The organism is Aureimonas flava (assembly GCF_003583935.1).
GTDB lineage: Bacteria > Pseudomonadota > Alphaproteobacteria > Rhizobiales > Rhizobiaceae > Aureimonas > Aureimonas flava.
Window position 1 is genome coordinate 34,134 of sequence record NZ_QYRN01000003.1, and the last position, 24,393, is coordinate 58,526.

The following is a 24,393-nucleotide window of genomic DNA, read 5'->3' on the forward strand; positions in this document are numbered from 1 at the left end:
GCCTCCTCATTCGGCCGGGTGGGGAAAGGCGGAACCGGCGGCCGGGCGCCCGTCCTTCTTCGCGCGGTATTCGGAATAGGCCGCGATCAGCATGTCCTCGTCGCGATACTGCGGAACCCAGCCGAGGTCGCGCCGGCCCTTGGAGACGTCGAGCACGCATTCCTCGTCGGCGATCAGGTACTGCTCCGGGTCCATCAGCGGCATGTTCAGCCAGTCGAGGAGGTCCAGCGTCCGCTTCACCGCGAAGCCCGGCGTCGGCACGAGGATGGACTTCGACCCGGCATGGCGCACGAGATCGCCGAGCAGCTTGCGTACGGGCGGCGGGTTGAGCGAGCCGAGATTGTAGGCCTCGTCGGGCACGCCCACCTTCCAGGCGAGACGCGCGGCCTCCGCGCAGTCGAACACCGAGATGAACTGGTAGGGGTTCTTGCCCGAACCGATCATCGGGACCGGCAGGTTCGCGTCGATCAGCTTGAACAGCTTCTCCAGGATGCCGAGCCGCCCCGGGCCGATGATGAGGCGCGGGCGGAACAGCGAGATCCGCATGCCGCGCCCCCGCCAGTCGGCCGCCAGATGCTCGGTGTCGAGCTTGGACTGGCCGTATTCGCCGAGCGGCGCGACCGGGTGGTCCTCGGTCATCGGCGTGCGCACCGTATGGCCGTAGATCATGTCGGTGGTGAAGTGGACGAGCCGGCCCGCGCCGGCCCGGTCCATCGCCTCGATGATGTGCTTCGTGCCGTCGTAGTTGACGGGGTAGAAGAACGCCCGGCGCTTCGCCCGTACCTGCAGCGGCGAGAGCATCTTGGCCGACAGGTTGTAGACCATGTCGTCCGGCGCGATCGGCACCGCGTTCACGGCGGCCGGATCGGTGACGTCCACGGTCAGGTGGGTCGAGCGGGCGTAGTGCGGAAGGTCGCCCTTGGCGATGTCCGCCACCACGACCTCCTCGCCGTCCGAAACCAGGCGCTGTGCGAGATGGCGACCGACGAAACCGTCGCCGCCGAAGATCACGTGCTTCATCGAATGGCTCCTTCAGGGGAATGGTTCTGCGCGACAACCGGCAGGGCGGCGTCGTCCGCCGTCTGTCCGCCGCCGCGTGCGATGAGGATCGTGCCGAAGCAGATCAGGGCGATGCCGCCGATGCGGGCCGGATTGAGCGTCTCGCCGAACAGGAACCAGGCCGCGAAGGCCACGACGACGTAAGCCAGGCTCAGGAACGGATAGGCGTAGGTGAGCTCGACCTTCGACAGGACGAAGAGATGCGAGGCCATCGAAACCACGAAGGTCAGGAGCCCCAGGAAGACGAAGGGACTGAAGACGATCGAGAGGATCTTCAGGATCGGGTTGACGCCGGCGAAGCTCAGCGGACCGAGCTGCATCATGCCGTATTTCAGCAGCATCTGGGCTGCGGCGTTGGTGAACACGGTGAAGAGGATGAAGGGGATGTAGCGGCTCACGCCTCGCCTCCCGGCTGTTGGATGTCGGGCCGGATCCTCGCGGGAGCCGGTATGCCAAGCGGTTAAGACGCGGCCGCCGCCTGCGTTTCGCCGCGCCTTTTCGGCCGCCAGCGTCAATCAATCCTTGCGTGTGCGCCTACGCGGCGGCGCCGAGGCGCCGCGTCCCGGCATCCAGGCGCAGCGCCGTACGGGTCCAGAAGTCGGAACGGATCGCGGGGTCGCTCATCGCCTCCAGCATCCGCCAGCGCGGAAACGAGGCATCGAAGACGCCCGGCGCCATGCGGGCGTCCTTGTAGGGGTTCACGGCGCCGCCGGCCTCGATCGCGATCCGGTCGAGCTCGTCCATCAGCGCGAGCGTCGGCGCGCCCCGGTTGGGAAAGTCGAGCGTCAGCGTGTAGCCACGGCGCGGAAAGCTTAGGAGACCGGGGCTCGGCAGATCGCCGAACCGCTTGAGAACGGTGAGGAACGAGCCCTGGCCATGCGCCGAGGCGCACTCCATCAGCGCCCGCACCGCCTGCCGGCCCATCGCTTCGGGCACGACGCTCTGGTGCTGGTGCAGCCCCTGCGGGCCGTAGAGCCTGTTCCAGTCCTCCACCCTGTCGAGCGGATAGAAGAACCCGTCGAAGGCGACGTCGCGTGTCGCCTCCTCGGCGCGCAGCTTGCGGAAGGTCACCTCGTTGAACGCCTTCAGCGCCAGGCCGCGCAGCGGGCTCACGGGCGGCGTGAAGGGCACGGACAGGAGCGGCCGGCGGGCCCGCCCCGTCCGGTCGCCCGAGCCGGCATGATCGCCGCAGATCAGATGCCCGCGCCCGAAGCGCGGGCCCTTGGCGAGCTGGTCGATCCAGGCGACGGCGTATTCGTGGCGGTCGTCGGCCTCCGTCGCCCGCGCGAAGTAGTCATCGAGGCAGGACAGGCGATAGGTGGTCTCGCGGATCGTCAGCGACGGCACCGCGAGGAGGCGAAGGCGAACGCGGGTGACGATGCCGGTCAATCCCAGTCCGCCGATCGTGGCGGCGAAGAAGTCGGCGTTCTGGGTGCGCGAGCAGGTCAGCGCCCCGAGGTCCGAGCGCAGGAGGGTGAAGGATTCGACCCAGCGCCCGAACGTGCCCCGGCGATGGTGGTTCTTGCCGTGCACGTCGTTGGCCAGCGCCCCGCCGAGCGTCACGAACTGCGTGCCGGGCGTCACGGGAAGAAACCAGCCGTGCGGCGCGACGCGCTCGGTGATCTCGTGCAGCAGCACGCCGGCTTCCGCCTCGATCACCCCGTCCTGCGGGTCGAAGGACACGATGCGGTCTCGGCCGCGCATGTCCACGAGGACGCCCGCGTCGTTGAGACAGGTGTCGCCGTAGGAGCGGCCGTTGCCGCGCGGCAGCAGTCCGGCCGGGCTGCGCAGGCCGGGAAAGGCGTCGCCGAGCGGCGCCTCGACGGCCCGCCGGCCGTCCGGCGGCGGCGGGGTGCGGCCCCAGTTGCCGTAGCGGTCAGACATAGGCCGCCACCAGGAACATGCAGGCGCCGAGGACCATCATGATCTGCGAGCGCCAGTCGTGCATGATGAAGACCACCGGGTCCTCGTTCATCTGGCTGCGCCGCGCCAGAACCCAGATGCGCACGATGATGTAGAGGACGAGCGGGCAGAGCGGCCACAGGAAATAGGGATGCGCGTAGAGCTCGCGCACCTCGCCGCTGTCGATGTAGAGCGCCAGAACCATCACCGAGGCGAAGCCGGACGCCATGCCCGCCTGCCCCACCGTGTCGAGATCGACGTCCACGTATCCCCGGCCGGTCGAGGAGCGGTTGGCGCCGCCGCCGAAGTCCATGATCTCCACGAAGCGCTTCACCAGGGCGAGCGACAGGAAGAAGAAGATCGAGAAGGCCAGGAGCCAGAAGGATTCGCTCGACTGGATCGCCATGGCGCCAGCGATGATGCGCAGCGTGTAGAGGCCGGCCAGCGTCAGGACGTCGATCAGAAGCATGCGCTTCAGGGCGAAGGAATAGGCCGTGGTGGCGACCATGTAGACGGCCAAGGTCGCCATGAACTCCCATGGCAGGAAGGCGGCGATGGCGAAGGCCGAGACGAACAATCCCGCGGCAAGGCACAGGCCCGTGGGAATGGGCACCTGACCGCTGGCGAAGGGGCGCTTGCGCTTGGTCCTGTGACGACGGTCGGCCTCCAGGTCGAGGAGGTCGTTGAGGATGTAGACCGACGAGGCCGCCAGCGAGAAGCAGAGAAAGGCGAGCACCGCGTTGCGGAACATCGGAAAGTCGAGGAACTCGTGGTTCAGCACCATGGGCACGAACACGAGGACGTTCTTGCTCCACTGATGCGGGCGCATGGACTTCACCACGGCGCGCAGGCTCGAGTCCCCGTCCACGATCAGCCGGGCGGGACGCGCAGCGCCCCCGTGCCAGCGCCGCGCCGAGCGGTCCGGCTGCACCACCGTCGCCGTCTCGGCCGCCTCGAACAGGCAGACGTCGTCGTGCGAATTGCCGAAATAGTCGAAGCCCTCCGCGCCGCACCGGTCGCGGATGCGCTCGAGTTTGCGCTGCGCCGAGAGGTTCACCTCGCGATCGCTCGCCATCACCTCGTCGAACAGGCCGAGATGGTCGGACACGGCGTGCGCGAGGCGTTCGTTGGAGGCGGTCGCGAGCACGATCGGACGTCCCGTCTCGCGCTCCGCCTGGAGCGTCGCGACGACCTCCTCGCGATAGGGCAGCGTCGCGGCGTCGATCGTGGTGCGCGCGGCGAGTTCGTCCTTCAGCACCGCCTTCCCCTGGAAGGCCCAGCCGAACAGGCGCCAGAAGCCCAGCGGCTCCTGCCGGGCGAAATGGAACAGGCTCTCCCAAAGAAGATCCCCGCGGATCAACGTTCCGTCGAGGTCGACGAACAATGGTCTCCCCGTCCGCGTGACGTATGTGTCCATGACGATGTCCTTACCGAGGCTTGGTCAGCTGCGGGGGAATATCTTCGTCGCCGGGTTTCCTTACCGTAAAACCAGGGGACATCATCTGATTTACGGAAAACATGATTAAGGCACCGCTCGGCGACGGACGAGGATTCGAGACATCGCCTCAACGCGCCCGAAAGGTTTGAAGGTTGCCTGTCGTCGTTCGCAGGACCGCCGACGGCGCGAGATCGGACGATCACCAACTGGTGACCGCTGGTCCCGAGCGTTCAGAAATTCCGTTAAGTCGTTGCGATCGCTGATATCAACACGCACCGACCGCATGGCGCGCCGGTGCGCCGCGTGACGCATCCGCAACACACGCGAAACTGGCGCCTGAAGCAACTCTTGCGGTTGTTCGCGCGCTATTATTTCATGGTCGGGAAGAGACGGGATGATCCCGGTCTTGCCGAAGAACTGACAAGAACAGCCGCGTCGCACCGACGAAACGCGGCATGCTGGAGATCCGACCTCATGAAGCGTCTCGCCCTTCTTCTCGCCTCGGCGGCCCTCGCCACCCCGGCCCTCGCGGCCGACGTCGTCTACGAAGAGCCGGCGGCGCCCATGGTCATGGCCCCGGTCACGAGCTGGACCGGCCTCTATCTCGGCGTGCAGGGCGGCGGCGCGTTCAACCCGGACGACGGCGACAACCTGTCGATCGTCCCGAACTTCACGGGTGCCGGCGCGACCTTCCTGACCAACGCCTTCGGCAACAGCTTCTCCTCGGAGTTCGAGTCGAGCTTCATCGGCGGTGCCCACATCGGCTACGACTACCAGATCGACCGCTTCGTGGTCGGCGCCCTGGTCGACATCAACGCCCTCGACGTCAGCCAGCGCGCCAGCGCGTTCTCCAACACCCCGGCCTTCTACACGGCCGAGCGCAGCCTCGACTACCTGGTCACCGGCCGCCTGCGCGCCGGCTACCTCGTGACCGACATGGCGCTGGCCTATGTCACGGGCGGTTTCGCCTACGGCGAGGTGGACTACGGCTTCGCCACCAACAGCCCGGCCGTCAACGCCGCCTTCCCCGCCTTCCTCAGCTCGGACGAGGACGACTGGGGCTACTCGGTCGGCGGCGGCATGGAGGTGAAGGTCACCAACAACATCTCGTTCGGCGCCGAGTATCTCTACACCAACCTGGGCGACGGCGGCTCGTTCACCCGCCTCAGCGGCGGTCCGTTCGACGGTTCGGGCACGGCGGTCGTCCCCGGCCAGTTCACCGACTTCCGCTCCAACGGAGACTTCGACTTCCACACGATCACGGCGAAGCTCTCGTACCGCTTCAACTGATCTGTCCGGGCCGCTGGTCCGAGCACGAGAAAGCCCGCCGCGTCGAAGGACGCGGCGGGCTTTTCATATGGGCGCTCGAATGCGCCGTTCAGCAGGCGTTGTACTTGCGGTCCAGCGCGTCGATCGCCTCGACGTTGGCGGCCGAGCTGCCGGCGGGGTCGAACTCCGACTCCAGGTACTTGTCCACGATCGCCTTGGCGAGTTCCGGACCGATGACCCGCGAGCCCATGGTGATGATCTGGGCGTTGTTGCTCTTGGCGGCACGCTCGGCCGAATAGGTGTCGTGGGTCAGAGCGGCGCGGATGCCCGGCACCTTGTTGGCCGAGATGTTGACGCCGATGCCGGTGCCGCAGCACAGGACCGCCCGGTCGTACTCGCCGTCCACCACCGCGCGCGCGATGCGCTCGGAGGTCATGGCGTATTTCTCGGCCGCGCCGTCGGGCGCCTGGCTGGCGTCCACGACCGTCAGGTTCTCACGGCCGGCGAGGTGGTCCTTGATGACCTGGACGAGGGACTGGCCGGCGCTGTCGCCGCCGATGATGATCTTCATGGACTGTCACCTGAGGTTGGAGGAACGGGCGTTGCGCGCCGTGTCGAGGGCGCCTGCGGGGACGCCTTGTCGATCATAATATCGCATGCTTGTTCAAACGATCAAGCCGTCATGCGTCTGCTCGCGCCGCCTGGTCCAGCGCGAGGATGCCGTGCGCGTTGGCGAGCGAGGTGGCGATGACGTCGATCGCCCCGGTGCGGAGCGCCGCCAGGATGGGCATCGCCTTGGTCGGCTCGGCCGCAACGGCGATCGCGGTGGGAATGGCGCGGATGTCCGCCAGACGCAGGCCGACCACCCGCCCGCCGAGGATCTCGTTCCGCTCGCGGCCCTCGATGTCGTAGAAGTCATAGCCCATCAGGTCGCCGACCACGCCGGTCGCGCGGGCGGCCAAAAGCTCTTCGCGGCGAAACCAGCCCATGCGCGCCATGTGGCTTTCCTCTCCGAGGTCGCCGACGCCGACCAGTGCGAAGGCGGCGCTGCGGCCGAGGTCCAGCGTCTGCTTCACCGTCGGGTTGCGCATCAGGGCCGCTCGCAGCGTCGCATCGGGCACATAGGCGGGCGCGTAGAGCGTTTCCGGCACGCCGCCGAAGCGCCGAGCCAGCTTGCGGCAGATGTGGTCGGCGTTAGACGGCTCGCCCGCCTGATGCGCGCCGCCGGTGGCCGAGACGAAGGTGGCCGTCTCCAGGCCGGGCCGCCCGCGCGTCTCGGCGACGGCCGCGATGTTGCGTCCCATGCCCACGGCCACGACCGCGCCTTCGTGCAGCACCCGCTCCAGATAGTCCGCGACCAGCAGAGCCACCTCGGCGCGCTGCGCCTCCGGGTCGCGCCGATCCACGGCGATCAGGGCTGCCTTCACCCCGAACCGGTCCTGCAGCCTGCGCTCCAGGTCCGCCTCCACCGCGCGGTGCACCCGTATGCGCACGTCCACGATCCCCGCCTCGCGCGCCTGGCGCAGGAGCCGGTTCACCTTCATGCGGGACAGACCAAGCTCGACCGCGATCTCCGCCTGCGTCGCCTGTCCCTCGTAGTAGCGGCGGGCCACCTGCATCATCGCGGCGACATCGGCGGGTGCTACGGCATCCATCATGACCCTCCGAATCGGAGTTGCGCACTCGGTCGCGAGCACTCATGCCCGTTCATATGGCAGACCTTCGTTCATATGAACGTTTTTCATGGGACGGACATTGATTCAAGCGCCGCCTCGTGGTTCTGGTGACGCAGCATCTGGCGGATCCGGCATGGCCGGCCATGCCGACGGGACGGCCCGCGACGACGCGGGTGCCACGATCGAGGGAGACGATACACCGTGGACACGACACAAGCCCCCAGCCTGGACGCCAAGGAAATCCGCGCGATGGCGAGCGGCATCCGCTTCCTGTCGATGGACGCGGTGGAGGCGGCCGCTTCCGGCCACCCCGGCATGCCGCTCGGCATGTCGGACGCGGCCACCGTCCTGTTCAGTCGGTTCATGAAGTTCGACGCCAAGCGCCCGCATTGGCCGGACCGCGACCGCTTCGTGCTGTCGGCGGGCCACGGCTCCATGCTGCTCTACAGCCTCCTGCACCTCACCGGCTACGAGGACTTCACGATCGACGAGCTGAAGCGGTTCCGCCAGCTCGGCTCGCGCGCGGCGGGCCATCCGGAGTTCGGCGAGGGCGCCGGCATCGAGACCACGACCGGCCCGCTCGGCCAGGGTCTGGCCACCGCCGTCGGCATGGCGCTCGCCGAGAAGATCCTGCGCGAGCGCTTCGGCGAGGAGCTCTGCTCGCACCACACCTATTCCATCGCCGGCGACGGCTGCTTCATGGAAGGCGTCAGCCAGGAAGCGATCTCGCTCGCCGGCCACCTGAAGCTGAACCGGCTCATCGTCCTGTGGGACGACAACCGCATCACCATCGACGGCTCGACCGACATCACCACCTCCGACGACCTCGCCAAGCGCGTCGAGGCGTCGGGCTGGGCGACGGCCGCCGTGGACGGACACGACCCCGAGGCGGTCGCCGCCGCGATCGAGGCGGCGCGCCGTTCCGACCGGCCGACGCTGATCGCCTGCCGCACCACGATCGGCTACGGCGCCGGCAAGAAGGCCGGCACCTCCGGCGTCCACGGCTCGCCGATCGGCGCCGAGGGCATCGCCCATGCCCGCGACTACTTCGAGTGGGCGCACGAGCCCTTCGTGCTGCCGGATGTCGTGACCGACTTCTGGAAGGCGGTCGGCCGCCGCGGCGCCGAGGAGGCCGATGCCTGGGAGAAGCGTCTGTCGGCCTCCGCCCATGCCGATGCCTGGAAGGCCATCATGGCCGAAGGCTTCGACGCCGATGCGGCCGCGATCCTGGCCGACGTCAAGGCGAAGTTCGCTTCCGACGCGGCGTCCGTCGCCACCCGCAAGGCCAGCCAGACGGTGATCGAGGCGCTCACCGGCAAGTCCGCCAAGCTGATCGGCGGTTCGGCCGACCTCACCGGCTCCAACCTCACCAAGGCCGGGGCGATGAAGCCGGTGACGCCGGCCGACGCCACGGGCAACTACATCTACTACGGCGTGCGCGAGCACGGCATGGCCGCGGTGATGAACGGCCTGTCGCTGCACGGCGGCTTCACCCCCTTCGGCGGCACGTTCCTGTGCTTCTCGGACTATGCGCGCCCGGCCATGCGCTTGTCGGCCCTGATGCACCAGCCGGTGGTCTACGTGATGACGCACGATTCCATCGGCCAGGGCGAGGACGGCCCGACGCACCAGCCGATCGAGCATCTCGCCTCGCTGCGTGCCATGCCCAACATGCTGGTCATGCGCCCGGCCGACGGGGTCGAGACCGCCGAGTGCTGGGAGGCCGCGCTCGCGGCCGCGACCTCGCCGACGACGCTGGTGCTGTCGCGCCAGAACCTCAAGGCGCTGCGCACCGGCGCTGTTGGCGAGAACCTGTCGGCCAAGGGTGGCTACGTGCTGGCCGAGGCCGAGGGCGGCGCGCGTCAGGTGACGATCCTCGCCACGGGCTCGGAGGTCGAGATCGCGGTCGCCGCGCGCAAGCTTCTGGCGGACGCCGGCGTGCGGGCGGCGGTCGTGTCGCTGCCCTGCTGGGAGCTCTTCGCCAAGCAGCCCAAGTCCTATCGCGACGCGGTGCTGGGCGATGCGCCGCGCATCGCGGTGGAAGCCGCCTCGCCCTTCGGCTGGACGCGCTTCGTGGACGACGAGGAGGACGTGGTCGGCCTGCCGGGCTTCGGCGCCTCGGCGCCCGGTGGCGATCTCTACAAGCATTTCGGGCTGACGCCCGAGAAGGTCGCCGAAAAGGCCCGCGCCAAGGCCGGCGCCTGACGATACAGCGAGCCCCGACAGGGCCGGCCGAACCGATCGGCCGGCCCTGTCCGTTTCCGACGCGCGCTCGCTCGCGCCCTCGACCTTTGAGGCAGCCCCTATGACCAAGCGTCCCTGGATCGGCACAAGCTGGAAGATGAACAAGACCGTCGCGGAGGCCGACGCCTTCTGCGAGACCGTCGCTCGCTCGCCCTTCGCACGCGACGACCGGGCCCAGCTCTTCGTGATCCCACCATTCACCGTGCTCTACCGCGTGGCCCAGGCGCTGGACGAGACCGACCTGATCGTCGGCGCGCAGAACGCCCACTGGAAGGATGCCGGCGCCTGGACCGGCGAGGTCTCCCCGGTGCAGGTCAAGGACTGCGGCGGCCGACTGGTCGAGATCGGGCATTCGGAGCGGCGCGAGCATTTCGGCGAGACCGACGAGACGGTGGCCCTGAAGACCGAGGCCGCCGTCCGCCACGGGCTGGTGGCGCTGGTCTGCATCGGCGACACGCGCGAGGAATACGACGCCGGCCGCACCGCCGAGGCCCTGCGCCGGCAGACCGAGGCGCTGATCTCGCGCGTGGACTGGAGCCGCCCGGCCAAGGTGGTCGTCGCCTACGAACCGGTGTGGTCGATCGGCGAAGGCGGAACGCCGGCCGAGCCGGGCTTTGCCGACGAGCAGCATGCCCGCATCAAGGAGTTGACGCGCGAGAAGCTCGGCTTCGCGCTGCCCGTCCTCTACGGCGGCAGCGTCAATCCCGGCAATTGCGTGGAGCTCGCCGCGCAGGACCATATCGACGGTCTCTTCATCGGCCGTTCCGCCTGGAACGCCGAGGGCTATCTATCCATCGTGTCCGACGTCGTCTCGTCCCTGTCCTGACCCCGCCTGGAGCAACCCCTTGGCCCTGATCACGCTACGCCAGCTTCTCGACCACGCCGCCGAACACAGCTACGGCGTGCCGGCCTTCAACATCAACAACATGGAACAGGGGCTCGCGATCCTGGCGGCGGCGGCCAAGACGGACGCGCCCGTGATCCTCCAGGCGAGCCGCGGCGCGCGCGCCTACGCCAACGACCTGATCCTCGCGCGGCTGATCGAGGGCCTCGCCGAGATGCACCCGGACATCCCGATCTGCATGCATCTCGACCACGGCAACAACGAAGCGACCTGCATCACCGCGATCCAGCACGGCTTCACCTCCGTGATGATGGACGGCTCGCTCAAGGAGGACGGAAAGTCGCTGGCCGACTACGCCTACAATGCCGCCATCACCCGCCGCGTGTCCGACATGGCGCATTGGTGCGGCGCCTCGGTGGAGGGCGAGATCGGCGTTCTGGGCAGTCTGGAGACCGGCGGCGGCGAGCAGGAGGACGGACACGGCTTCGAGGGCACGCTGGAGCACGACCAGCTCCTCACCGACCCGGAGGAGGCCGCCCGCTTCGTCGAGGATACCCATGTCGACGCGCTCGCCGTGGCCATGGGCACCTCGCACGGCGCCTACAAGTTCTCGCGCAAGCCCGACGGCGAGGTGCTCGCGATGAACGTCATCGAGGCCATCCACCGGAAGCTTCCGAACACCCATCTGGTGATGCACGGCTCGTCCTCCGTGCCGGAGGACCTGCAGGAGATCGTCAACAAGTACGGCGGCCAGATCAAGCCGACCTGGGGCGTGCCGGTGGAGGAGATCCAGCGGGGCATCCGCCACGGCGTGCGCAAGATCAACATCGACACCGACTGCCGGCTGGCCCTGACGGGCGCGATCCGCAAGGTCTTCGCCGAGAACCCGGAAGAGTTCGATCCGCGCAAGTATCTCGGGCCCGGAATGGCGGCGATCACCAAGCTCGCCGCCCAGCGGTTCGAGGAGTTCGGCACCGCCGGCCACGCCTCGGCGATCAAGCCGATCGACCTCGCCGACATGGCCCGTCGCTACCGCGACGGCAGCCTGAAGGTGAGCAACGCCGCCTGACCGAGGAAGGGCGCGGTGGCTCGGCCGCCGCGCCCTTCGCCCTCATGCGTATCGCGCGAGGTCCCGCAGCGCCGGGAAGAGTTCGGGCGAGGCAGCCACCAGCGCGTTACCGACGAACAGGCTGTCACCCGCCAGGAAGTCGCTGACCTGTCCGCCCGCGCCCTCGATCACCGCCATGGCGCCCAGGCAATCGTAGGAATTGATGTGCGACTCGAGGTAGCCGATCAGCCGGCCCGCCGCGACATAGGCGAGCGCCAGCGCGCCGGAGCCGTCGCGATAGAACATGCCGCCCCCTTCCAGGAGCCGCCCGAACACCGGCAGGAGATCGGACGGAGGCCGGCGGGTCGAATATCCGGTGGCGATCAGCCCGTCGCCGACGCTCGCCGCCCGGCGTACCCGGATCGGCTCGCCGTTCAGCGTGGCGCCCCGTCCGGCGCCGCCGGCGAAGAGTTCGCCGCGCGCGGGGGCGTTGACGAAGCCCATCCGGTTCACCCCGCCCTCCACGAAGGCGATCGAGATGCACCAGCTGCTCATGCCGCAGACGAAGGGCTGGGTGCCGTCGATCGGGTCGACCACCCAGATCCCCTGCCCGGCCGAGAAGTCGCTCCGGCCGCTTTCCTCGCCGAAGAAGGCGTCGTCGGGAAAAGCCTCGGCCAAGCGGTCGCGGATCAGCTTCTCCACGGCCACGTCAGCCTCGCTGACGACGTCCTGCGGCCCCTTGGACGAGACCGACAGCGTGTCGACGCGGCGGAAGTAGTCGAGTGCCAGCACGCCGGCCTCGCGGATGAGGTCGAGGGCGAAGCCGGCGCGCCGGTCGAGTTCGGTCGAGTTCATGGGAAACCTTCGGTCAGGAGAGGAAATCGGGCACCCGCGCGGTCTCAGCCGTCCTTCCAGAGCCAGGCAGCCCCGCGCACGCCGCTCGAATCGCCGTGGCGGGACGGCACGATCGGCGTGTGGAAGACGGTGGAGAACGTATAGCGCGCGATCCGCGCGGGCAGTTCTTCGTAGAGTTCCGGGATGTTGGACATGCCGCCGCCCATCACGAAGATGTCCGGGTCGAGCGTGTTGACTACCACCGAAAGGCCGCGCGCCGTACGGTCCAGGTAGCGGTCCCAGATCAGGCCCGCCAGCCGGTCCCCGGCGCGGACCTTCTCCATCACCGCCCGTGCCTTGAGCTCCGTGCCCGTATGGCGCGCGTACTCGGCCTCGAAGGCGCGGCCGGACACCCAGGTCTCGAGGCAGCCGTGCTTGCCGCAGTAGCAGGGGGCGCCGGGAAGCTCGGAGGCTTGGGGCATCGGCAGTGGGTTGTGGCCCCATTCGCCGGCCGAGTTGTTGGGCCCGTGATGCGCGCGCCCGCCGACCGCGATGCCGGCGCCCGCGCCGCTGCCGAGGATCACGGCGAACACGACGTTATGGCCCGCCCCTGCGCCGTCCACCGCTTCGGACGCGGCGAGGCAGTCCGCGTCGTTCTCCACCCGCAGTTCGCGGCCGAGCCGCTCGTGCAGGTCCGCCTCCACGGGGCGGTTCAGCAGCCAGGTGGAGCTTGCGCCCTTGCCGATCCGCGACTTGGGCTCCAACGAGCCGGGGATGCCGATGCCGACCGAACCGCGCTGGCCGGTCGCCGCCTCGAGCCGCAGGATGATGGAGCCGATCATGGCGATGCAGCCGTCGTAGTCGTGACGCGGCGTGTCCTCGCGAAGGCGCGCCAGTTCGCTTCCGTCCGGGGACAGCGCCACGCCTTCGATCTTGGTGCCGCCCCAGTCGATTCCGATCAACATGCCGCATCCCCTCCCAAGGAACGCCCCTCCGCGTCCATTCCCGCGCGAGGAAGGGTCATAGATGCTCATGATACCAGATGCCAGGGCAACTCGACGCTCGGGCGCGACGAAGAGGTGGAAAGATGCTGCCTGCCGTCCCATCTGGCGGGGACACGCCAGCCTGGAGGCCCGTGCCATGGGCATCGCCATCCCCTTCGACAACAGCTACGCGCGCCTGCCACAGGGCTTCCACGCCCGCGTGCCGCCGAAGCGCCTCGCTGCGCCTCGCATCGTCAAGGTGAACCGTGCCCTGGCCGCCGAGCTGGGGCTCGATGCGAGTGCGCTGGAATCGCCCGAAGCGGCGGCGGTCCTTTCGGGCGGGGCCGCCGCGCCGGGGTCGGAGCCGATCGCGCTCGTCTATGCGGGCCACCAGTTCGGCCAGTTCGTGCCGCGCCTCGGCGACGGGCGCGCGCTGCTCCTCGGCGAGGTGGTGGATCGTGCCGGAGCCCGCCGCGACATCCAGCTCAAGGGGTCCGGCGTCACCCCTTACTCGCGCCAGGGCGACGGTCTCGCCGCGCTCGGGCCGGTGCTGCGCGAATATCTCGTCAGCGAAGCGATGAACGCGCTCGGCGTGCCGACCACGCGCTCGCTCGCCATCGTCGCCACCGGCGAAAGCGTCTACCGCGAGACCGAACTGCCCGGCGCCGTGCTCACGCGGGTCGCCGCCAGCCATATCCGGGTCGGCACGTTCCAGTATTTCGCCGCGCGCGGCGAGACCGACAACCTGCGGGTCCTCGCCGATCACGCCATCACGCGTCACCAGCCCGACGCCGTCGGCGAGCCGGACCGCTACCGACGGCTTCTGGAGGGTGTGGCCCGACGGCAGGCCGCGCTGATCGCTCGATGGATGCTGCTCGGCTTCGTGCACGGCGTGATGAACACCGACAACATGGCCGTGTCGGGCGAGACCATCGACTACGGCCCCTGCGCCTTCCTCGACCGCTACGATCCGGCCACCGTCTTCAGCTCGATCGACCGCGGCGGGCGATATGCCTACGGCAACCAGCCGGCGATCGGGCAATGGAACCTCGCTCGCCTCGCCGAGTGTCTCTTGCCACTCCTGTCCGCCGTCGAGGCCGAGGCGATGGAGCAGGCGACCGGGGCGCTGTCGCTCTATGCCGACGAGTTCAACACCGCCTATCGCGCGGGCCTGCGCGCCAAGATCGGGCTGACCGAGGGCACGGACGAGGACACGGCGCTGGCCGAAGATCTCCTGCGCCGCATGCAGGAGGGGGGTGCCGACTTCACGGCGACCTTCCGCGGCCTCTCGGTTCTCGCAGGCGGCGGCGACACGTCCGCGATCTCGTCCGGCTTCCGCGATGCGGCGGCGTTCGACGCCTGGGCGCAGGACTGGCAAGCGCGTCTGGCGCGGGACGGCGCGGACAGACGCGCGAGCACCGATGCGATACGCCGCGCGAACCCGGCCTTCATCCCCCGCAACCAGCGCGTGGAAGAGGTGATCGCCGCAGCCGTGAGCGACTGCGACTTCGCGCCGTTCGAGGCGTTCCTGCAGGTCCTGTCCCGTCCCTACGACGACCAGCCGGACGCCGGGCGTTGGGCCGATCCCGGACCGCCCGCCCCCTATCGGACCTTCTGCGGGACCTGACGGGGCCGCCGCGCTTCACGAACGCGTCAATTTGCCCGCCTGCTCGGCCGCGCCATTGGCGAACAGGCTCCGCGCGTTAATCTTCCGAAGGCGTGGCCGACGGCCATGCCATCTCGAAGACGAAACGAGGCGGTGCCCCCCGGCCATGCTGGAGCGAGCGGACGATCCCTATTGCGGAAGCCCGCCCCTGCCGGCGGACCTCCTGGCTGCCTGGAACCTCGATCCGGCGCTTCTCGCCGTGCTCGCGCTCGCCCTCGCGGCGGGGCTCCGTGCCATCGGGCGCGACGGGACCGACGCGAGGCACCGCCGCCGATGGTTCCTCGCCGCCTTCCTCGCCCTCGCCGTGGCGTTCCTCTCGCCTCTATGTGCCCTTTCCTCCGCACTCTTCTCGGCGCGGGTGGTGCACCATGTGCTGCTCGTGGCCGTCGCCGCTCCGCTCGCCGCCCTCGCCTTCCCGGCACGCACGGCCATCGGCTCGCGGGCGCTGGCCGGCGCGACGCTCGCCCATGTGGTGACGCTCTGGATCTGGCACGCGCCGCAGCCCTACGCCTTCGCCCTGTCGAGCGATGCCGCCTACTGGTTCATGGAGCTGACGCTGCTTCTGCCTGCCTTCGCCTTCTGGCGCGGCGTCCTCGGCCGGCGGGCCGCCAGCCCTCCGGCGCTTCTCGCCCACCTCACGGTGATCGTGCAGATGGGGCTCCTGGGCGCCCTCATCACCTTCGCCCCGGCGCCGCTCTACGCGCAGCACTTCCTGACCACCGGCCCATTCGGCCTCACGGCGCTGGAAGACCAGCAGCTCGCCGGCCTCGTCATGTGGGTTCCCGCGCTGGTCCCCTATCTCCTTGCCGCTCTCGCTGGCGTCGTGCGGCTGGCGGGCTCGGCGGACGAGCGCGAGGGGGCTGCCGCTTGATCCTGGTCTGGGCGAAGAGCCTTCACATCGCGGCGCTGATCGTCTGGTCGGCCGGGCTCCTGACGCTGCCGGTGCTGATGGCGCAGCGCGAGGCCCTGGGGCCCGGGCGCGAGTTCGACCGCCTCCACGCCTTCACCCGTTTCGCCTATATCGTCGTCATCTCGCCGGCCGCGTTCGTGGCGGTCGGGTCGGGCACCGCGCTGATCCTGCTGCGCGAGGTGTTCACACCGTGGTTCGGGGCGAAACTCCTGCTGGTCGGCGCGCTGGTGGCCGTGCACGTGCGGATCGGGCTTCTGGTCCTGTCGGTGTTCGACGAGGGCGGCCATTTCCGCCTGTGGCGCGTCGTGCTCGCCACCGTGCTGATTTCCGGCATCCTGTCTGGCATCCTGTGGGTCGTCCTGGCCAAGCCGGACGTTCCGCTCGGCTGGCTGCCGTCCGTCGCCTTCGAGCCCGGCGGGCTCGGCCGGGTCGGCGACGACGTCATTCGTCGTCTGACACCATGATTCCGACGCCATGATGCAGGATCAGCTTGCCCCCGTGCCAGCCCGCGAGCCCGGTGAAGACGCTGCCGAGAACCGACAGGAACAGGCCGAGCGGCAGGACCGATTCCGGGCTTGCCAGCCGAAGGCCCCAGTTCGTGGCGATGATCGAGATCAGCATCATGGCGGCGACGGCATGCGTCCAGCTCGCCGCCCGCGCGCGGATGCCGGGCACGAAGATCAGCTCCATCGTGCCGACCATGGCCGCGACGACGCCGAAGCCGAGCGCCGCGCCCGCCGACCACAGGCCGGCGCGAACCCAGAACGGATCGGCCGACCACCAGTAGAAGAGGTCGCAGCCGAGCGTCGCGATCACCAGCGCGATCGGAAAATGCACGCTCATGGCGTGGATCGGATGGCCCGCGACGGCGACCGCCGAGCTCACGTCCTTTTCCGCCACACGCTCCAGGACGGGGCTTCCCGTCGACGTCGTCTCGCTCATCGGACCGCTCCCGCTACGGCGCCGGTCTCGTGCGGGCGCCGCAGGGGGATGTGGAGCGCGGCTGCGATCCTGCCACTTCTGTCGGCTTGCTCGGGCCCGCTTTCGACGCTGGCGCCCGCCGGCCCCGCCGCCTCGGCCACGGCCCTTCTCTGGTGGGTAATGCTGGCGGGCGCGACGGCGATCCTGCTCCTCGTTCTGGCCCTGGTCGGCTTCGCCTTCCTGCGGCCGGGCGTCGGCCGCGACGTGCCGCCGCAGCGGTGGCTGGTCTGGGGCGGCCTGGTGTTTCCCGGCGTGGTCCTCGGCGCCCTTCTCGTGTTCGCTCTGGCCACCGGGGAGCGGCTTCTCGCCCATCCCGGCACGCCGGGCCTCTTCACGGTGGAGGCACGCCCGCACCAATGGTCCTGGCGCTTCCGCTACGCGGACGGGCGCGAGAGCGTCGACGTGCTCCACCTGCCGGCCGGACGGCCGGTGGACGTGCGCGTCGTCGGCTCGGACGTGATCCACTCGTTCTGGGTGCCGCGCCTCGGCGGGAAGATCGACGCCATTCCGGGTCACGTGAACACGATCCGCCTCATGGCCGACCGTCCCGGCACCTTCGGCGGGGTCTGCGCCGAGTTCTGCGGCGTCGGCCATGCCGCCATGGGGTTCCAGGTCGTGGCGCACGCGTCCGCCGATTTCGACGCCGCGCTGGCCGGCGTCCTGGAGGGAACCCGATGACGCACGCGGATCCCGTCCGTCTCCACCGGGAGCTGGAGCGCATCTGGCGCACGCCCGGCGGGCTCGGCCGTCTTTCGGCCGTGAACCACACGGTGCTCGGCCGGCGCTTCATCATCGCCGCCTTCGTGTTCTTCGCGATCGGCGGCATCCTGTCGATGCTGATCCGCGCCCAGCTCGCCTCGCCGCGCAGTGCCTTCGTCGGGCCGGACCTCTACAACCAGATCTTCACCATGCACGGCACGGTGATGATGTTCCTGTTCGCCATTCCGATGTTCGAGGGGCTGGCGATCTACTTTCTCCCCAAGATGCTGGGCGCGCGCGACCTCGCCTTCCCGCGCCTCACCGCCTACGGTTTCTGGTGCTACGTCTTCGGCGGGTCGATCCTGGTGGCCGCCCTCCTGTTCGGCGCCGCGCCCGACAGCGGCTGGTTCATGTACACGCCGCTATCGTCGGGCCGCTATTCGCCGGGCATCAACGCCGACGTCTGGCTGCTCGGCATCACCTTCGTCGAGATTTCGGCCATGGCCGCCGCGGTGGAACTCACCGTCTCGATCCTGAAGATGCGCGCGCCCGGCATGTCGCTCGCGCGCATGCCGATCTTCGCCTGGTACATCCTCGTCACCGCCGGCATGATGCTGGTCGGCTTTCCGCCGCTGATCCTCGGCTCGATCCTGCTCGAGATGGAGCGGGCCTTCGACCTGCCCTTCTTCGACCCGACGCGCGGCGGCGACGCGCTCCTCTGGCAGCACCTGTTCTGGCTCTTCGGCCACCCGGAGGTCTACATCATCTTCCTGCCGGCGGCGGGCATGATCTCCACCATCCTGCCCGTCCTGGTCGGCCATCGGCTGCTCGGATATTCCTGGATCGTCGTCTCCGTCGCCGCCATGGGCTTCCTGAGCTTCGGCCTCTGGGTCCACCACATGTTCACGGTGGGCATTCCCCATCTCGCCCAAGCCTTCTTCTCCGCCGCCAGCGTCCTGGTCGCGGTGCCGACGGGCGTCCAGATCTTCCTTTGGATCGGCACCCTGATGGCCGGCCGGCCACGCCCGACGCTGCCGATGCTCTACCTCGTCGGCTTCTTCGCGGTGTTCGTCTGCGGCGGGCTGACGGGCGTGATGCTCGCCATCGTCCCGTTCGACTGGCAGGCGCACGACACGCATTTCGTGGTCGCCCACATGCACTACGTGCTGGTCGGCGGCTTCGTGTTCCCGATGCTGGCGGCAGCCTACTACTACCTGCCGCATTTCAGCGGCCGAAAGCCGCTCTACGGCGTCGGCCACGTCGCCTTCTGGCTCATCTTCGTCGGCTTCAACGCCACGTTCCTGGTCATGCACCTGACCGGCCTGCTCGGCATGCCGCGCCGCTACCACACCTACGAGAGCGGCTACGGCTGGGACTGGCTGAACCTCGTCTCCTCGATCGGCGGCTTCGTCACCGCCATGGGCTTCGCGCTGGTCGCCTTCGACTTCATCTTCCAGTTCCGCTTCGGCCGCGTCGCCGATCGCAACCCGTGGGACTCGGGCGGCCTCGAATGGGCCACCGCCACGCCCCCGCCCGCCTACGCCTTCGCTTCGATCCCCACGGTGGAGGGCCGGGAGCCGCTAGCCGCCGACCCGGACCTCGGGCAGAAGCTGGCCGCCGGCGACGGCTACCTCGCCGCGGCGCGCAACGACTGGCAGGAAACGCTGGTGGTCGACATGGCGACCGGGCGGCCCGAAGCGATCCAGCTCCTGCCGCAGCCGACCTTCCTGCCGCTGGCCACGGCCCTGTCCACCGGCACCGTCGTCCTGTCGCTGCTGTTCAAGGTCTACCCGCTTGCGCTCGCGGCGACCGCCGCGACGCTCTGCCTGTTTCTCGCCTGGACGCGCGCGACCGGCGCCACGGTGGATCGGGGAGAGATCGACGCCGGGCGCGGCCTGCGCCTGCCGATACATGCCGAGGTTCGCCGCCCCTTGTCCTGGTGGGGCATGAGCTTCGTCCTGGTGGCGGACGCGACGATCTTCGCCTCGCTCCTGTTCGGGGCCCTGTTCCTCTGGCTCGTCGCGCCCGGCTGGCCACCGCCCGCGCTCGCCGAAGTCCCGCCCACCCTGCTCGGGGCGGCGGCCCTCGCGCTCGTGCTGGCCGCGATCGGTGGGGCATGGGCCCTCGCGGCCCTCGGGAAGGGGTCGGGTCTTTCCGGCACGCTGCTGGCGGCGCTCGCCGCAACCGCCGGAACGGCGCTCCTCGTCTGGGCGACGCTCCTGGTGCCGACGCCGACCGCGCACGCACACCTGGCGACCACGGCGGCGATCCTCGCCTATGCCGCGTTCCACGCCGCGCTCGGAGCGATCTTCGCCCTCTTCGGCCTCCGACGCATTCACGCCGGCAAGGTCACCGCGCGTCGCAGCGCGGACCTGTCGATCGGCGCGTTGTGGCACGGCTACACGGCGGCTTCCGGCGTCGTCGCGTTGGCCTTCGTGGCCCTGGTCCCGTGGCTCGCCGGTATCGGAAGGGTCATGCCGTGATGAGCGAACGGTCGGCGGCCAATCTTCTGCTGCTGGTGGCGGGGCTCGTGATCTGGAGTTCGGCCTTCGTCTCGCTCTACGCGCTGCTGTCGGTCGGCTGCGCCTTCGGGTGGGAAGCGCGCAGCGTCGGACCGGTCTCGGTCCAGCGCGCGGTGCTCCTGGGTGTCTGGCTGCTGCATCTGGCCGCCCTCGCCGCCCTGGTCGGATGGACATGGCGGCGGGCGCGGCGGGCGGCCCCAAGCGATCCGCTGGCCGGCTTCTTCGCCCGCACCGCGCTCGCCTGCGCCGTCGTCTCGGTCGCGGTGACGCTGGTCAACTACGCGCCGATCCTCGGTCTGTCGGCCTGCCTGTAGCGGCAGGCCAGGCTAGGTCGGTCTCCGCCGACCCGGCCGATTCGCGTTTCCCCGATGCCGTGCGGCTCAGCGGATGGCTTCGAAACCGTTGCACCAGGCGCGCCAGTCGGCGCTGCCGGGGCGATAGGGATTGTCCCGACGCGTCCGGTTGTTACGGGCCGCATCCTCGCCTTCCATGCGCACGACGTCGTCGCGCGTCATGGCGAAATTCGCTGCCTTCATCATTCGGTTTTCCTTCACGATATCCAACAGTCCCTCCCAGCCTTTGGATCACAAAACTTCGTCAACCATGCGACGGCGCCGCTCTATAGGGCGGGTCCCGCGCCGTCAAAGGGGGCGAGACCAATTTTTCGCCGATGGTTTCCACGCGAAAGACTGAGGTCGTTTCCTTTCGGGTGCAACTGACACTATGTTTCGCTTCGTAGCATTCGAGTTTCGCTTTTTGCCCTTCGCCGTTCGAGGTTGCCCATGTTGTCAGAGCGTCAGGCCCGAATCGTCGAAGCCGCCAAGCGTGAAGGCAAGGTGCTGGTGGACGCGCTGGCGGCGCGGTTCGAGGTCAGCGTCCAGACCATCCGCAAGGATCTGAACGAGCTTTGCGAGCAGCGGCTCCTGTCGCGCATCCATGGCGGGGCGGTGCTCGGATCGGGCGCGGAGAACGTGGGCTACGACGCCCGGCGCGCGATCGCGGCGGTGGAGAAGCTTCAGATCGGGCGCGCGGCGGCCGACCTCGTGCCAGACCGGTCGTCGCTGTTCATCAACATCGGCACCACGACCGAGGCTGCCGCGCAGGCGCTCCTGCATCATGCCGGCCTTCTCGTGATCACCAACAACCTCAACGTCGCCAACGTGATGCGGCCGAGTCCTCAGATCGAGGTGATCGTGGTGGGCGGCGTGATCCGGCGCAGCGACGGCGGGATCGTCGGCGAGGCGGCGGTGGATTTCATCCGCCAGTTCAAGGTCGACTTCGCGATCGTCGGCGTGTCCGCGATCGATTCGGACGGCGCTCTGCTCGACTTCGACTATCGCGAGGTGCGCGTCGCGCAGGCGATCATGGCCAACGCGCGGCATGTGATCCTGGTCTCGGACGGCTCCAAGTTCGACCGCACCGCACCGGTTCGGATCGGCCATATCTCGCAGGTGCAAAGCTTCGTCACCGACCGCTGCGGATCGGAGGAAGTGCGCGACATCTGCCGCCAGGCGGGGGTGCGGCTGATCGAGACGGCGGCCGCTCCGGAAGACGTGTAGCGTCGCTTGACTTTCGTTTATTTTCGTTTCTAATCCTCCTACTTTCGCATTTGCGCGATTATTGCTGCAATGCGAAAGCGGTGGGATCATGCAGAGCTTCGACCTCTTCATCATCGGCGGCGGCATCAACGGATGCGGCATCGCCCGCGACGCGGCCGGACGGGGCTACTCGGTCGGGCTCGCCGAGGCGCGGGATCTCGGCAGCGGCACCTCGTCCTGGTCCACCAAGCTGATCCACGGCGGCCTGCGCTATCTGGAGCACTACGAGTTCCGTCTGGTGCGCGAGGCGCTGATGGAGCGGGAGGTGCTCTGGGCCATCGCGCCGCACATCATCCAGCCGCTGCGCTTCGTGCTGCCCCACCATTCGGGCCTGCGCCCATCGTGGCTGCTGCGGCTCGGCCTCTTTCTCTACGACCACCTGGGCGGACGCCGGAAGCTGGCGGCCACGCGCACGGTGGATCTCGCCGGCCCGCTCGGCGCGCCCCTCAAGCCCGCCTTCGCCAAGGGTTTCGAATATTCCGACGCGCGCGTGGACGACACCCGCCTCGTGATCGCAAACGCGCGCGACGCGGCGCGGCACGGCGCGTCGATCCGGGTGCGAACCCGCGCCACGGGGGCGCGGCGCGAAGGCGACGGCTGGGTGATCACTCTCGAGGACACGCAGACCGGCGCGACCGAGACGGTGGGCGCGCGCTTCCTGGTCAATGCCGCAGGTCCGTGGGTCGACCGGGTGATCCAGTCCACCCTGTCGCGGCCGGACGCGCACAACATTCGCCTCGTGCAGGGCTCGCACATCGTGATGCGCCGGCTCTTCGACCACGACCGCGCCTATATCTTCCAGAACGCGGACGGGCGGATCATCTTCGCGATCCCCTACGAGCGCGACTTCACGCTGGTCGGCACGACGGACCGCGACTATGCCGGCGACCCGGCCGACGCGGCGATCAGCGAGGAGGAGACCGCCTATCTCCTCAAGGCCGCGAGCGAGTATTTCGCCGAGCCGCTGCGGCGCGAGGACATCGTCTGGAGCTTCTCGGGCGTGCGCCCGCTGTTCGACGACCACGCCTCCAAGGCCCAGGAAGCGACGCGCGACTACGTTCTGAAGGTCGACGCCGCCGGCGGCGTGCCGGTGCTCAACATCTTCGGCGGCAAGATCACCACCTATCGCCGACTGTCCGAGGATGTCCTGGACGCCGTGGAAAAGGCGCTGGGCGCCAAGGGCCGCCCCTGGACGGGCAAGGCCGCCCTGCCCGGCGGCGACTTCGCGGTGGACGGGCTGGATGCGCTCGATGCGCGCCTCGCCGAGGCCGCGCCCGCTCTCTCCCCGGATACCCGCGCGCGGTTGGTGCGGGCCTACGGCACGGAAGCGATCGCGATGGCGGACGAAGCCGGGCCGGGCGGCCGGGCGGACTGGGGCCGCGACCTCGGTCACGGATTGACCGAGCGCGAGGTCTCGTGGCTCGTTCGTCACGAGTGGGCCCGCACGGTCGAGGACGTGCTCTGGCGCCGCTCGAAGCTCGGCCTGCGCTTCGGCCCCGACGAGGTGGCCGGGTTGGAAGACGTGATGGGCGGGCTGGTATCGCGCGGGCGACGCCAGGGACTGGCGGCGGAGTAGGCGTCGTCGCGCCGCCAAGGGCGCGGGGACGGCGTTGAGGATTTGGCTGCACGGGAGGTTACGGTGCTGCTGTTGGAACAGGTCGGCAAGCGGGTCGGCGCGGAGACCCACATCGAGGACGTCAGCCTGACGCTGCAACGCGGCTCGGTGAACGTCCTGCTGGGCCCGACCCTGTCGGGAAAGACCAGCCTGATGCGCCTGATGGCCGGGCTCGACCGGCCGACGAGCGGGCGCATCTTCATGGACGGGAAGGACGTGACGGGCGTGCCCGTGGCCAAGCGCAACGTTGCCATGGTCTACCAGCAGTTCATCAACTACCCGGCGATGACGGTGTTCGAGAACATCGCCTCGCCGCTTCGCGTGCAGGGCCGCCCCGAGGCCGAGATCCGCGAGGCGGTGGACGGCGCGGCGAGCCTGCTCAAGCTCAAGCCCTATCTCGACCGCACGCCGCTGAACCTTTCGGGCGGCCAGCAGCAGCGCACCGCGCTCGCCCGCGCCCTGGTCAAGAAGGCCGACCTGGTGCTTCTGGACGAGCCGCTCGCCAACCTCGACTACAAGCTGCGCGAGGAACTGCGCGAGGAGCTTCCGCGCATCTTCGCCGAGAGCGGCGCGATCTTCGTCTACGCCACGACGGAGCCGACCGAGGCGCTTCTCCTGGGCGGCAACACGGCCACCCTGTCGCGCGGGCGCGTCACCCAGTTCGGCCCGACGCCGGACGTGTACCGCCGCCCCGCCGACCTCGAGACCGCGCGGATCTTCTCCGACCCGCCGCTCAACGTCCTCGCGATGGAAGCGGAGCGCGGCATCCTCGTCTCGCCGCACGGGTTCAGCGTGCCGGCGCCGGGCCTCCCCGACGGCGCCTATCTAGCGGGCCTGCGCGCCCATCACCTGCGCGCCGGTCCGCCCCCCTTGGGCACCGCCGGATTCGAGGCGCGCGTCGTGGTGACCGAGGTCACGGGCTCGCAGACCTATCTCCATGCGGACATCGGCGGCGACCGGCTCGTGGCGGTGCTGCCCGGCGTGCGGGCGTCCGAGCGGGGCGCGCCGATCGAGTTGCACTTCGCGCCGGGCGACCTGCGCGTGTTCGGTGCCGACGGCCGGGCCGCCGCGCCCGCCCTGGCTCGGGCGGCCTGAGGGAGGACGC

General features: G+C 69.3%; 23 protein-coding genes. 13 read left to right on the plus strand and 10 right to left on the minus strand.

What is annotated here, in order from left to right:
- Positions 1–6: 6 nt before the first annotated feature.
- The 4 genes from D3218_RS05800 to D3218_RS05815 form a co-directional block, all read right to left on the minus strand.
- The gene (locus D3218_RS05800; RefSeq protein WP_119538979.1) at positions 7–1,020 is read right to left on the minus strand and encodes an NAD-dependent epimerase/dehydratase family protein; all 1,014 of its coding nucleotides are present in this window, start codon (positions 1,018–1,020) and stop codon (positions 7–9) included.
- Positions 1,017–1,457: an EamA family transporter gene (locus tag D3218_RS05805; RefSeq protein ID WP_119538980.1), complete on the minus strand. Its 441-nt coding sequence runs from the start codon at positions 1,455–1,457 to the stop codon at positions 1,017–1,019. Before D3218_RS05805 ends, D3218_RS05800 begins: the two co-directional genes overlap by 4 nt.
- A gap of 136 nt (positions 1,458–1,593) precedes the next feature.
- Positions 1,594–2,943 carry an FAD-binding oxidoreductase gene (locus D3218_RS05810; RefSeq protein ID WP_119538981.1) on the minus strand — a complete coding sequence of 450 codons (1,350 nt, stop codon included), beginning with the start codon at positions 2,941–2,943 and terminating at the stop codon, positions 1,594–1,596.
- Entirely contained in the window at positions 2,936–4,378 is a 1,443-nt protein-coding gene (locus tag D3218_RS05815; RefSeq protein ID WP_119538982.1) for a UbiA family prenyltransferase, read from the minus strand. The genes D3218_RS05810 and D3218_RS05815 overlap by 8 nt, the downstream gene beginning before the upstream one ends.
- 495 nt (positions 4,379–4,873) lie before the next feature.
- Here D3218_RS05815 and D3218_RS05820 point away from each other — a divergent pair, with 495 nt between their 5' ends.
- On the plus strand, positions 4,874–5,689 hold the full coding sequence (locus D3218_RS05820; protein WP_119538983.1) for an outer membrane protein: 816 nt from the start codon (positions 4,874–4,876) through the stop codon (positions 5,687–5,689).
- A gap of 88 nt (positions 5,690–5,777) precedes the next feature.
- Here the strand turns inward: D3218_RS05820 and derI are convergent, their stop codons facing one another.
- Complete coding sequence (gene derI, locus D3218_RS05825; RefSeq protein WP_119538984.1) at positions 5,778–6,239, minus strand: D-erythrulose-4-phosphate isomerase; 462 nt, start codon at positions 6,237–6,239, stop codon at positions 5,778–5,780.
- A 109-nt stretch (positions 6,240–6,348) separates the two neighbouring features.
- Entirely contained in the window at positions 6,349–7,326 is a 978-nt protein-coding gene (locus tag D3218_RS05830; RefSeq protein ID WP_119538985.1) for a sugar-binding transcriptional regulator, read from the minus strand.
- A 219-nt stretch (positions 7,327–7,545) separates the two neighbouring features.
- On the opposite strand from D3218_RS05830, the gene tkt reads away from it, so the two are divergent.
- The 3 genes from tkt to fba all read left to right on the plus strand — a co-directional run bounded on the left by tkt (position 7,546) and on the right by fba (position 11,501).
- The gene (gene tkt / locus D3218_RS05835; protein WP_425359290.1) at positions 7,546–9,549 is read left to right on the plus strand and encodes a transketolase; all 2,004 of its coding nucleotides are present in this window, start codon (positions 7,546–7,548) and stop codon (positions 9,547–9,549) included.
- 100 nt (positions 9,550–9,649) lie between these two features.
- Entirely contained in the window at positions 9,650–10,414 is a 765-nt protein-coding gene (locus tag D3218_RS05840) for a triose-phosphate isomerase (protein WP_119538987.1), read from the plus strand.
- 19 nt (positions 10,415–10,433) lie between these two features.
- Entirely contained in the window at positions 10,434–11,501 is a 1,068-nt protein-coding gene (gene fba, locus D3218_RS05845; RefSeq protein ID WP_119538988.1) for a class II fructose-bisphosphate aldolase, read from the plus strand.
- Positions 11,502–11,543: 42 nt separating this feature from the next.
- Here fba and D3218_RS05850 read toward each other — a convergent pair whose 3' ends face one another.
- Positions 11,544–12,335, minus strand: a complete 792-nt coding sequence (locus D3218_RS05850) for an inositol monophosphatase family protein (RefSeq protein ID WP_119538989.1) — start codon at positions 12,333–12,335, stop codon at positions 11,544–11,546.
- A 44-nt stretch (positions 12,336–12,379) separates the two neighbouring features.
- Positions 12,380–13,279 (minus strand): ROK family protein, encoded by a 900-nt coding sequence (locus tag D3218_RS05855; RefSeq protein WP_119538990.1) that lies wholly within the window; start codon positions 13,277–13,279, stop codon positions 12,380–12,382.
- 175 nt (positions 13,280–13,454) lie between these two features.
- On the opposite strand from D3218_RS05855, the gene D3218_RS05860 reads away from it, so the two are divergent.
- The 3 genes from D3218_RS05860 (at position 13,455) to D3218_RS05870 (ending at position 16,337) form a co-directional block, all read left to right on the plus strand.
- Positions 13,455–14,924, plus strand: coding sequence for a protein adenylyltransferase SelO (locus D3218_RS05860; RefSeq protein WP_119538991.1), 1,470 nt, complete (start codon positions 13,455–13,457; stop codon positions 14,922–14,924).
- Between the two features lie 145 nt (positions 14,925–15,069).
- Positions 15,070–15,834 (plus strand): cytochrome c oxidase assembly protein, encoded by a 765-nt coding sequence (locus D3218_RS05865; RefSeq protein ID WP_119538992.1) that lies wholly within the window; start codon positions 15,070–15,072, stop codon positions 15,832–15,834.
- Positions 15,831–16,337, plus strand: coding sequence for a CopD family protein (locus D3218_RS05870; RefSeq protein WP_245414934.1), 507 nt, complete (start codon positions 15,831–15,833; stop codon positions 16,335–16,337). The genes D3218_RS05865 and D3218_RS05870 overlap by 4 nt, the downstream gene beginning before the upstream one ends.
- On the opposite strand, the gene D3218_RS05875 is transcribed toward D3218_RS05870, so the two are convergent.
- Positions 16,315–16,815, minus strand: coding sequence for a DUF2231 domain-containing protein (locus tag D3218_RS05875; protein ID WP_119538993.1), 501 nt, complete (start codon positions 16,813–16,815; stop codon positions 16,315–16,317). The genes D3218_RS05870 and D3218_RS05875 overlap by 23 nt on opposite strands.
- Positions 16,816–16,863: 48 nt before the next feature.
- Between D3218_RS05875 and coxB the strand changes: the two genes are divergently transcribed.
- Genes coxB through D3218_RS05890 form a run of 3 tightly spaced genes read left to right on the plus strand, consistent with a single transcriptional unit; the run spans position 16,864 to position 20,389 of the window.
- Positions 16,864–17,532 carry a cytochrome c oxidase subunit II gene (coxB, locus tag D3218_RS05880; RefSeq protein WP_119538994.1) on the plus strand — a complete coding sequence of 223 codons (669 nt, stop codon included), beginning with the start codon at positions 16,864–16,866 and terminating at the stop codon, positions 17,530–17,532.
- On the plus strand, positions 17,529–20,036 hold the full coding sequence (gene ctaD / locus D3218_RS05885) for a cytochrome c oxidase subunit I (RefSeq protein ID WP_119538995.1): 2,508 nt from the start codon (positions 17,529–17,531) through the stop codon (positions 20,034–20,036). Before coxB ends, ctaD begins: the two co-directional genes overlap by 4 nt.
- Entirely contained in the window at positions 20,036–20,389 is a 354-nt protein-coding gene (locus tag D3218_RS05890) for a hypothetical protein (RefSeq protein WP_119538996.1), read from the plus strand. Before ctaD ends, D3218_RS05890 begins: the two co-directional genes overlap by 1 nt.
- Positions 20,390–20,455: 66 nt before the next feature.
- Here D3218_RS05890 and D3218_RS19470 read toward each other — a convergent pair whose 3' ends face one another.
- Complete coding sequence (locus D3218_RS19470; RefSeq protein ID WP_136625059.1) at positions 20,456–20,638, minus strand: hypothetical protein; 183 nt, start codon at positions 20,636–20,638, stop codon at positions 20,456–20,458.
- Positions 20,639–20,857: 219 nt separating this feature from the next.
- On the opposite strand from D3218_RS19470, the gene D3218_RS05895 reads away from it, so the two are divergent.
- From D3218_RS05895 to D3218_RS05905, 3 genes are all read left to right on the plus strand, one after another.
- Positions 20,858–21,634 (plus strand): DeoR/GlpR family DNA-binding transcription regulator, encoded by a 777-nt coding sequence (locus D3218_RS05895; protein ID WP_119538997.1) that lies wholly within the window; start codon positions 20,858–20,860, stop codon positions 21,632–21,634.
- An 88-nt stretch (positions 21,635–21,722) separates the two neighbouring features.
- Positions 21,723–23,249 (plus strand): glycerol-3-phosphate dehydrogenase, encoded by a 1,527-nt coding sequence (gene glpD, locus D3218_RS05900; protein WP_119538998.1) that lies wholly within the window; start codon positions 21,723–21,725, stop codon positions 23,247–23,249.
- A 63-nt stretch (positions 23,250–23,312) separates the two neighbouring features.
- Entirely contained in the window at positions 23,313–24,383 is a 1,071-nt protein-coding gene (locus D3218_RS05905; protein ID WP_119538999.1) for an ABC transporter ATP-binding protein, read from the plus strand.
- Positions 24,384–24,393: the final 10 nt, after the last annotated feature.